At 50.1% G+C, this 9833-nt stretch carries 9 protein-coding genes; 7 read left to right on the forward strand and 2 right to left on the reverse strand.

Annotated features, from left to right (window positions below; genetic code table 11):
- Positions 1–2 precede the first annotated feature (2 nt).
- Positions 3–2528, forward strand: a complete 2526-nt coding sequence (locus tag C3B51_RS03360) for a glycoside hydrolase family 3 protein (protein WP_130244180.1) — start codon at positions 3–5, stop codon at positions 2526–2528.
- 67 nt (positions 2529–2595) lie between these two features.
- On the opposite strand, the gene C3B51_RS03365 is transcribed toward C3B51_RS03360, so the two are convergent.
- Together C3B51_RS03365 and C3B51_RS03370 are read right to left on the reverse strand one after the other, a co-directional pair.
- Positions 2596–4068 carry an aminoacyl-histidine dipeptidase gene (locus C3B51_RS03365; RefSeq protein ID WP_130244174.1) on the reverse strand — a complete coding sequence of 491 codons (1473 nt, stop codon included), beginning with the start codon at positions 4066–4068 and terminating at the stop codon, positions 2596–2598.
- Positions 4069–4240: 172 nt separating this feature from the next.
- Positions 4241–5308 carry a ketoacyl-ACP synthase III gene (locus C3B51_RS03370; RefSeq protein ID WP_130244175.1) on the reverse strand — a complete coding sequence of 356 codons (1068 nt, stop codon included), beginning with the start codon at positions 5306–5308 and terminating at the stop codon, positions 4241–4243.
- 142 nt (positions 5309–5450) lie between these two features.
- On the opposite strand from C3B51_RS03370, the gene C3B51_RS03375 reads away from it, so the two are divergent.
- From C3B51_RS03375 to C3B51_RS03400, 6 genes are all read left to right on the forward strand, one after another.
- A complete protein-coding gene (locus tag C3B51_RS03375; RefSeq protein WP_130244176.1) occupies positions 5451–5846 on the forward strand; it encodes a DUF4440 domain-containing protein in 396 nt (131 codons plus the stop codon).
- A gap of 65 nt (positions 5847–5911) precedes the next feature.
- Positions 5912–6790, forward strand: a complete 879-nt coding sequence (locus C3B51_RS03380) for a mechanosensitive ion channel family protein (RefSeq protein ID WP_125718394.1) — start codon at positions 5912–5914, stop codon at positions 6788–6790.
- Positions 6791–6853: 63 nt separating this feature from the next.
- Positions 6854–8095, forward strand: coding sequence for an ATP-binding protein (locus C3B51_RS03385; protein ID WP_130244177.1), 1242 nt, complete (start codon positions 6854–6856; stop codon positions 8093–8095).
- A gap of 3 nt (positions 8096–8098) precedes the next feature.
- Complete coding sequence (locus C3B51_RS03390) at positions 8099–8620, forward strand: response regulator transcription factor (protein ID WP_130244178.1); 522 nt, start codon at positions 8099–8101, stop codon at positions 8618–8620.
- A gap of 76 nt (positions 8621–8696) precedes the next feature.
- A complete protein-coding gene (locus C3B51_RS03395; protein WP_125718310.1) occupies positions 8697–9101 on the forward strand; it encodes a DUF1761 domain-containing protein in 405 nt (134 codons plus the stop codon).
- Between the two features lie 202 nt (positions 9102–9303).
- Positions 9304–9564, forward strand: coding sequence for a CBU_0592 family membrane protein (locus C3B51_RS03400; RefSeq protein ID WP_125718308.1), 261 nt, complete (start codon positions 9304–9306; stop codon positions 9562–9564).
- Positions 9565–9833: the final 269 nt, after the last annotated feature.

Raw genomic sequence — 9833 nt, forward strand, 5'->3', positions numbered from 1 at the left:
AAATGTCACTGAGTGTCTTGGCCGTCGCTGTGCTTAGCGCATGTAGCAGCCAGTCTGAACCTGGGGCAACGGTAAAAGGGATTGATATCTGGCCCACAATCCAGTCTGAGGTAGCCAAAGATCCTGTCATTGAGCGTCAGGTAGCGGCTTTGCTCAGTAAGATGACGTTAGAGCAGAAATTGGCTCAGATGATCCAGCCCGAAATTCGTGATATCACAGTGGAAGATATGCGCCGTTACGGATTTGGCTCTTACCTCAATGGCGGCGGAGCATTTCCGGGCAATAACAAACATGCCAGTGTTCAGGACTGGGTTGACCTCGCCGAGGCCATGTATCAGGCCTCTGTGGATGACTCGCTGGATGGCATCAACATTCCGACTATGTGGGGCACCGATGCGGTGCATGGTCACAACAATGTGATTGGTGCCACGTTATTTCCTCATAATATCGGCCTGGGGGCTGCGAATAATCCTGAACTGATTGAACAAATTGCCCAGGCAACGGCGAAAGAAGTGATGGCTACGGGCATTGACTGGGTCTTTGCGCCGACGGTTGCCACGGTACGGGATGACCGCTGGGGACGCACCTATGAAGGGTATTCGGAAGACCCCGAAATCGTAAAAGCCTATGCCGCAGCCATAGTACATGGCTTGCAGGGTCATGCTGATGAGGATTTCCTGGGGAATGATCGGGTGATAAGCACCGTGAAACATTTCCTTGGCGATGGCGGCACGGTCAAAGGCGACGATCAGGGCAATAATATTGACGCTGAACAAGCGCTGTTTGATATTCATGCTCAGGGTTATGTGGGCGGTCTGACGGCGGGCGCACAATCCGTGATGGCGTCATTCAACAGCTGGCAGGGTGAGAAGATACACGGCCATCGCTACCTGCTGACCGACGTGCTGAAAAACAAAATGGGATTCGATGGTTTTGTGGTTGGTGACTGGAATGGCCATGGTCAGATCCCCGGTTGCCAGAATGACAATTGTCCGCAGGCCGTCAATGCTGGCCTGGATGTGTATATGGTCCCGACCGATGCCTGGAAACCTTTGCTGGAAAACACCATCGCTCAGGTCAAAGCGGGAGTTATTCCCATGGCTCGTATCGACGATGCGGTAAGTCGTATTCTGCGGGTAAAATTCCGCGCTGGGTTGTTCGATAAACCCAGCCCGGCAAATCGCCTGCATGCTAACAATACGCAGTTAATTGGCCACGAGGCACATCGCGACATCGCCCGTCAGGCTGTGCGGGAGTCCCTGGTCCTGCTCAAGAATAATCAGCAGTTGTTGCCGCTGGCCCCCAATCAGCGCATTTTGATTGCCGGTGATGCGGCGAACAATATTGGCAAGCAATCGGGTGGCTGGACCATTACCTGGCAGGGCACCAATAATCAGAACAGCGATTTTCCGGGTGGCCAGTCGATTTACGATGGACTGGCAAGCCAGATAAAACAGGCGGGAGGAGAGGTTGTACTAAGCGAAAACGGCCAGTTTGACACCAAACCGGATGTAGCCATTGTGGTATTTGGTGAGGAGCCCTATGCCGAAGGCCACGGAGACCGTGAAACTCTGATTTATCAGCATGGCAACAAACGCGACCTGGCCTTGTTAAAGTCACTCAGGGCGCAAGGCATTCCTGTGGTGTCGGTGTTTATCAGTGGCAGACCTATGTGGATCAACCCTGAGCTCAATGCCAGTGATGCCTTTGTGGCAGCCTGGCTGCCGGGTTCTCAGGGTGAGGCCGTTGCCGATGTGTTACTGAGAAGCGGCAAGGGTGAAATACAGTATGACTTTAGCGGTCGCCTGTCATTTTCCTGGCCTGCACATCCCAGCAAACCGGTTAACCGTGGTGATAAGGACTATGCGCCTTTACTGCCCTATGGGTTCGGTTTGAGTTATGGCGAACCTTCGGTGCTGAGCAACACTTTGCCGGAGCACGTTGATACTGCGCTCAGCACCTCAGACGTGTATGAGATATTCAATGGCAAAACACAGCAGCCGTGGCAGATGCGACTGTTCTCGGGCCAGCAGAGCCTTGCCGTCAACGCCAGTAGTATGGCACTGGACGGTTTGAGTTTTCGAACCATTGATAAGGTTATCCAGGAAGACGCTTTCAGAGTCGACTGGCAAGGCCCAGCCGCAGGTGTGCAGTTTGTCAGTGGCAATGGCTTCAGAGAAGATTTGGCCCGCTATCAGGCATCCGCGGGTGTGCTCAGTATGACGATAAAGCGTGGCAATGCGGTTGCAGACAAAGCGTTTGTTGGCATGCACTGTGAAAGTGAAGGGGATAAGCCGGGAAGTTGTCGCTCTGATGTCGATATCACGGCTGAATTACAGGGCCTGACTGCTCAGCAGTGGCAAACGCTGACGGTTGATTTGCAATGCTTTGCCAGACAAGGGGTGGCGTTTGACCAAATGGTGATGCCATTTGAACTTTCAGCCTCTGGTAATATGAGCCTGTCTTTCAGTGATATAAGTATCAAGCCTGCGGGTGATACAAAAGCCTCTATCTCTTGTCAGGAGTAAGCTTTTCGCATCCAGGGACAATAAACATCAGGCACCCTGAGGTGCCTGATTGACTCTGTGTACGATATTAATCGCGCTCAGGAATATTTTGCAGTAAGGCTTGCATTTGTTGCCAGTAAAGACCGACTGACTCAATGTGCACTTTCTCATCCGGTGAGTGCGGGAACTTGATTGTCGGGCCGAACGAGATCATGTCCATGTCAGGGTAGGGTTCTTTAAACAGGCCACATTCCAGTCCAGCGTGGATCACCATGATGTCTGGTTTGTTACCATAAATGCCCTCGTACATATCGCGGAAAATATGCACCAAAGCCGAGTCAGGATCGGGTTTCCAGCCAGGGTAGGCACCAGAAAACTCGATTTCGGCCCCAGCCAGCGCAGCCAGTGAACTCAGCGTGCCCTCTACGTCGGTCCGACCCGAATCAATCAAAGAGCGGATCAGGCAAAGTACTTCTACTTTGTCGGCTTCAGTGGTGATCACACCCAGATTCAGAGATGTCTCTACCACACCCTGAATATCATCACTCATACGCACAACGCCATTCGGGCAGGCATTAAGCAGAGCCAGTAAAGTGGCCTGAGCCTGTGCCGACATAGCATCAAATACACTGTCGGTATCAGTGACGGCAAAGGTGAGGTTGGTTTCAATGGCACCCAGCTCATTGCTCAACACGACCTGGAAATCACTCAAACGTTGCTCAAGCAGAGCACGCTGCGCAGGCGCAATGGCAATCGTCGCATAAGCTTCACGCGGAATGGCGTTACGCAGTGAGCCGCCTTTAAAGGCCACTAGATTGAAATCCACATCTGTGAGGTGATATTTCAACGCGCGTGCCAGTAATTTATTGGCGTTACCGCGACCTGTGTGGATATCAACACCCGAATGGCCGCCTTTAAGGCCTTTTAAGCTGACTTCGACCAGCTGATGACCCTCGGCAATGCGCTGGCGTTCCAATTTGAGTGTCATGCTGGCATCTACGCCACCGGCGCAGCCCATATAGATCTCACCCTCCTGCTCAGAGTCGGTATTAAGTAAGATCTCACCTTCCAGCCAGCCGGCTTGCAGGCCAAATGCACCAGACATACCAGCTTCTTCATCTACAGTCAGCAGCACTTCCAGCGGGCCATGAGGAAGATCCGATGATGCCAGCACCGCGAGGCAAGACGCCATCCCCATACCATTGTCGGCACCCAATGTGGTGCCCTGTGCCGTCACCCATTCACCGTCGATATAAGGGCGAATAGGATCTTTGGTAAAGTCATGATCTGTGTCGTCGTTCTTCTGCGGCACCATGTCAATGTGCGCCTGCAGCACCACGGGTTTGCGGTTTTCCATGCCTGGTGTGGCCGGTTTTTTGATGAAAACGTTGCCCGTTTCATCGCGGCGTACGGCCAGATTTTGAGACTTTGCCCAGTCAACAATGAAGGTGGCTAACGCTTCTTCATGTTTTGACGGGTGTGGAATGGCACAGATTTGGTCAAAGAATTGCCATACGATCTGTGGTGCCAAATTGGCAATGTCGGAATGTGGTTTAAACACCGGGTTCCCCTTATTTGAGCTATTGTCTTCCAGCCTGCATGTTTATCGTTCAGATAGGGCTGGTAAGCGGGTAAAAAGTGTGGTGAGTTTACCATCAGCGGGGTTCAAGGGTCGAGTAGATGCGGCCAATTCAGCGTGAATGCTAAACTGGCCCTGTAAAGGAATGCGGCTTTTACTGTTGGCATGCCCTGACGGCACTGGCAATCAATTCCATACCGGTTTGTTCACACGCAGGCAGCGTCTCTTCGCACTGGGCCACAGGCGTTACTCGCTCACCCCATTTGATGTAGCTGGCAGCCCAGGTCAGGCCGGCACCAAACGCAGCAGACATAATGTTAGCGTGAGGTTTAATTAACCCTTGCTCCACGGCTTCGCACAGGGCGATCGCAATGGTGGCGGCTGAGGTATTACCGTACTTGTCGATATTGACCATGACTTTGTCATCTGCAATATCAAGCTTTTTCTGGATTGCGTGAATGATCCGCAGGTTTGCCTGGTGGGGCACCAGTACGTCGATGTCGGACAGCGATAAGTTCGCCTGCGCCAGTACATCATCACAGGCAACGCTCATCCCAGTGACGGCGCGTTTAAAAATTTCACGCCCTTCAAATGCGAGATCCGACGGGCCCGCTGGGTCATAACGACTCAGATCTGTGCCGTAATTTGAGATATGTAAAATACCCCGATCTTCACTGTCGCACCCGGTTTTGGTGCCTAGCAAGCCACAAGGCTCGTCACTTGCTTCCAGAATGACTGCACCGGCACCATCACCAAAAAGCACCGCGCTGTCGCGCTTGGCCCAGTTGACGTACCAGGTCATACGTTCGGCCGCAACGACCACGGCGCGCTTGATCATACCGGCCTGGATCTGGGCTGTGGCATTTTGCAGCGCGTATAAAAAGCCTGAACAAGCAGCGTTTGTATCACAGGCCGCGGCGCCAATCGCCCCGATGTTTTTTTGTACCAGAGATGCAGTGTTAGCCACCATAGTGGAAGGCGTACAGGTGGCCAGCAAGACCAAATCAATGTCGGTGCCTTTGAGACCGGCACAGGCAAGCGCCTGCTTACTGGCATGAGTAGCCAGATCTGCGGTACTGACATGACTCACGCGGCGAGACTTAATGCCGGTGCGGGTGCTGATCCACTCGTCGTTGGTATCTACAATGTTACTTAGTTCGTCATTACTGATAGAGGCGGGGGGAATGGCTTTTCCCCATCCGGTTATTTTTGCGTACTTCATTTTATCTCTTATTCAAATCCGACCAGTAGGCTAAGGCACAGTATATCGCAAACTGCGTTGTGATACACTCAATTCTCCCTTGTTGAAATGGGCTTATTGACTAGACTAAAAGGAATAGGTGGCGTTAATTGTTTGGTTTATAATGCAAAAAATTAAATTTGATACGCTGGATACTCTCATCAATTTGGAGCGTGAGCTACTGGACCCGGCGGTGCGGGAAAGCCCGCAACGGTTGGCTCAGCTGTTGGATGAAGACTTCTATGAGATTTCCGCTAACGGGCTGATGTTTAATAAGTCCCATGTGCTGGCCAGGTTACCCCGTGAAAAAGTCCCGCAGTTTTATAATCAGGACTTTCAGGGTCAAATGTTGACCGAAAACCTGGCACAGATCACCTATCATGCCGCTTATCGCCGAAATGCCTATTCTAATTTAAATTATTCAGTCAGAATGTCGATCTGGCGTCACAGAGCGTCGGGCTGGCAACTGTTGTTTCATCAGGGAACGCCTTGTCCGGAATTTAAGCTCAAGTACGAATAACAACCAAAACAAAGTGTTCATTGAACGGAAATATGGCGTAGGCCAAGAGTCGCAAGAGGTGTGTGTTGATTTACCTGGATAAACTGATCGAATTATTAAATTTTCCGCTATTTACCTATGCTGAGCGCACCTTTACCTTAGGTAAATTATTGCTCGTCCCGGTGCTTTTGTTAGTCGGGATTTGGCTGACGCGGTATCTGGTTGGTAAGCTGACCAACCGACTCAGAGCGGGCAATACCGATCCCAATATGGTACATCTGGTCCAAAGGCTGTGCTATGTGCTTGCCATCGCCATTACTGTGATCACCATATTAGACGTGATTAATGTGCCCATCACGGCCTTCGCATTTCTGTCCGGTGCAATTGCCATTGGCTTTGGTTTTGGCGCCCAGAATATCATCAACAACTTTATCAGCGGCTGGATTTTGATGTGGGAGAAGCCCATTCGCATTGGTGATTTTCTCGAAGTGGAAGGGACCAAAGGCATAGTGGAAAAAATCAATACGCGCTCAACTCGCCTGCGACGGGTGGATGGGGTGCATATGTTGATCCCCAACAGTAAATTACTGGAAAACACTGTGACCAACTGGACGCTGGTCGATAAACTCATGCGCACTTCGGTACGGGTTGGCGTAGCATATGGTTCGCCGGCCAAACAGGTTGCGGCGTTGATTTTGCAGGCAACCGAGGAACAACCAGAAGTTTTGAATGACCCCAAACCCCAGGTCACGTTCGAAGACTTTGGCGACAATGCACTGATATTTGAAGTTAATTTTTGGCTTAACTCGACGGTTGAGGGCGGTCTCAGGCAGGCCCGCAGCAAAGTGCGCTTTCGCCTTGATGAGCTATTTGCAGAACATGACATTGTGGTGGCATTTCCACAGCGTGATGTCCACATCGACGGCCAACTTGCCATTGTCAGGCAATCCAGGCGCGCTGGCTGATAGCCGAACTCCAAGTCGGCATGCTTAGCATGCCGACAATTTTAAAGTGTAAAACGTAAAAACATGTTGATTAACTTCTCTCCCAACTCGGCCCTTGGCCAGTTACTGTTGCTCCGCTCCATCGCCATTGTGCTGCAACTAGTACTGGTGCTTATTTCTTTGTGGTTTCTGGACAAAAACCTGCCTGAGCAGCCGATCTTTACGGTGATTGCACTGGAATCCTTGTTCCAGCTGGCGAGCATTTATGCCTATCGCAAAGTCAGCGATGTGTCTCCGGGTGCAATGGTGATGCAGCTGGTGGCAGATATTCTGTTTTTGACTGTGTTATTGTCTTTTCTTGGTGGCGCCAGCAACGCATTTGTCTCTTTACTGCTATTGCCTTGCATCATTGCCGCGGTCACTGTGCCATTAAGGTTTGTGGTGTTTATCTCTGTCGCGGCGCTGGCTGCTTATGGCTATTTGTATACGGTTGTGCCGATGCATCATCATGGTATGCACATGGGGCAGCACCTGCTTGGCATGTTGGTGAACTTTATATTTATGGTGATTGTGACGGTAACGATTGTCACCTATCTGGCAAGCCGCATTCAGCAACGTGAACTGGCGTTGGCCAAGAGCCGTGAAAAGCAACTGCAACAGGAGCAGGTACTGGCGCTGGGGAGTGCTGCCGCTCAAGTGACTCACCAACTGGCAACTCCCATCGCGCATCTGAGCCTGCTGTTAGAAGAGTTAAATGAGGACTTTCCCGAACACCCCGCCGTGCAGGAGATGCACGCACCGCTTACTCAGTGCAAAACCCAGCTGGATGGTTTCAGGGCGCAGACTGAGTTACTTAAACCTCATGCTCAGGTCAATAAGCAAGCGTTTGAAACGCTCTGGCAGCAGCTCCATGAGCTTATGACTTTGCAATTCCCTGAACAAACGATTGCCTGCCAGTTACCGGCGCAGCCGTTTTCGGTCAGTGGCGATCCTATGTTGATCCCGGCGCTATTCAACCTGTTTGTGAATGCCGCTAAGGCCAATGAAAAATGCTCGGCATCGCGCCTGGAAGTCAGCGTTACATTGTCTGAGGACATTGCAGCAGGAAACCGGCAGACCTGGTCCTTGTCGATACGCGATCTTGGGCCTGGTATAGACATGGACAAGCTGGCACTGATAGGTAAGTCGGTGGTCGATAGTTCGTCTGGCCTGGGCATGGCGCTGTTGCTTTCTCATGCTACAATCGAGCGACTCGAAGGGACCTTACACTTATCTAATCATCAGAGTCGGGGTGCTGTATCTGTGGTAACGTTACCGGTTGTATAAATTATGAAGTTGTTAATTATTGAGGATGATGTGCCATTCGCCACTACGCTGTCGCGTAGAATGAGTAAGCTGGACTTTGATTGTCTGTGTGTCCATGATGAACTGAACATCGGGCCTCGGTGTCAGGCATTTTTGCCGGATTATGTGTTACTGGATATGAAGCTAACGGCCAGCTCCGGGTTGCAGCATATCGCATTGATCCGCCAGATTGTCCCGGATAGTAAAATTGTGCTGCTGACCGGGTTTGCCAGCATTGCAACGGCTGTGGAGGCAATAAAACTGGGCGCTGATGAATACCTGACTAAGCCTGCGGACACCCAGCTTATAGCCAAAACCTTGCTGGGCACTAACACGCCGCTGGATATTGCTGATGATAACACCATGTCTCCCGAGCGATTGGAGTGGGAGCATATCCAGCAAACCCTGAAATCTAATGCAGGTAATATTTCTGAAACCGCCAGACAATTGAACATGCACCGGCGAACCTTGCAAAGAAAACTTCAGAAACGCCCGGTACTTAAATAATCCATGCAAGGCCCGGTTTGCTCTTCCAAAGGTTATTAACTAAATTGAGATTAGTGAAATAATTGAGGTAAGTGCTGTGACTGTGTTTGATGTAGATGTGGTTGCCGTTGTTATTGCGGCGATCTCCTCCTTCGCTTTGGGAGGAATATGGTACTCGCCTTTATTGTTCCATAAACCCTGGCTTGAAGAGGCCGGGCTAACGGAACTGGATATTCAAAATGCCGATCATAAACTGATTTTCTCTGGTGCCATGTTTTTGTCTGTGCTGGCTGCGCTGCTCATGGCTGCACTGTTGGGAAAAAGCCCGGCCATAGTGGATAGTGTGCTGCTGGGTTTGGCTGTTGGAGTTTGCTTTGTTGCCAGCACCCTGGGGACCAGTTACTTGTTTGAACAACGGCCGCTCAAATTGTTTCTTATCAATGCGGGCTATCACACTGTGCAATTTTGCTTAATTGGTTTTGTACTTGCCATATTAAGCTAACCTAGAGGTTGCAGTGTGTTGCTGTAGTCAGATGATAAATTCAGCGGTCACTTTGTGCTAAGCAAGCGGACAAATATCCTGTCTATCCCCAGCTTCAAGTCCTACCATAGTAAGGTTTGTGCTGTTTCAAAGACTGAAAATCACCCTACCCATGGATCCGGGCCAGCGTGTTTGGGTGAGCCTATTTTATATGGACAAAAACATGATAGACATAGTGTTTGATATCATTGGTATGACGGGTACCTTCCTGGTGGTTGGTGCGTTCTTTTTACTTCAGCTGGACAAAGTTAGTCCTGACGGTATTAAGTACAATATTATGAACCTCAGTGGTGCCATTTTACTACTTATCAGCCTTTGCTATAACTTTAACCTCGCAAGCTTTGTCATTGAACTGTTCTGGATAGCGGCTTCTCTGATTGGTCTGTACAAGTACTTCAAAAAGCGCAAACTTGCGACAGCCTGATACAGGCACCGGGCAGTACATCGGCTGATGTACTGCTCGACATGACAATACCACGCTATCATCAGCTATTTATGCAATATATAGTCATATTTAATTACCTTTTCTCGCGCTTTTTTACTAGCTTTCCTCATTAACTTACTAAAAAGTCACAAAAAACTTGCGAACTGTCCCTGCCTGCGTAATATTAAAATTGAAATATAAAATCGCTATGTGAGTCTTGTTTAATAAGATAATACCAATTTGCTTAATTAAGTGTTCCATTTTGAGGC

This window comes from Pseudoalteromonas rubra, from assembly GCF_004212645.1.
Taxonomy (GTDB): Bacteria; Pseudomonadota; Gammaproteobacteria; order Enterobacterales; family Alteromonadaceae; genus Pseudoalteromonas; species Pseudoalteromonas rubra_G.

What these genes read in the sequence shown, in the direction of transcription:
- C3B51_RS03375 (WP_130244176.1), top strand. Translation starts at nt 5,451, where the DNA reads ATGCAAAAAATTAAATTTGATACGCTGGATACTCTCATCAATTTGGAG.
- C3B51_RS03400 (WP_125718308.1), top strand. Translation starts at nt 9,304, where the DNA reads ATGATAGACATAGTGTTTGATATCATTGGTATGACGGGTACCTTCCTG.
- C3B51_RS03370 (WP_130244175.1), bottom strand. Translation starts at nt 5,308, where the DNA reads ATGAAGTACGCAAAAATAACCGGATGGGGAAAAGCCATTCCCCCCGCC.
- C3B51_RS03385 (WP_130244177.1), top strand. Translation starts at nt 6,854, where the DNA reads ATGTTGATTAACTTCTCTCCCAACTCGGCCCTTGGCCAGTTACTGTTG.
- C3B51_RS03390 (WP_130244178.1), top strand. Translation starts at nt 8,099, where the DNA reads ATGAAGTTGTTAATTATTGAGGATGATGTGCCATTCGCCACTACGCTG.
- C3B51_RS03360 (WP_130244180.1), top strand. Translation starts at nt 3, where the DNA reads ATGTCACTGAGTGTCTTGGCCGTCGCTGTGCTTAGCGCATGTAGCAGC.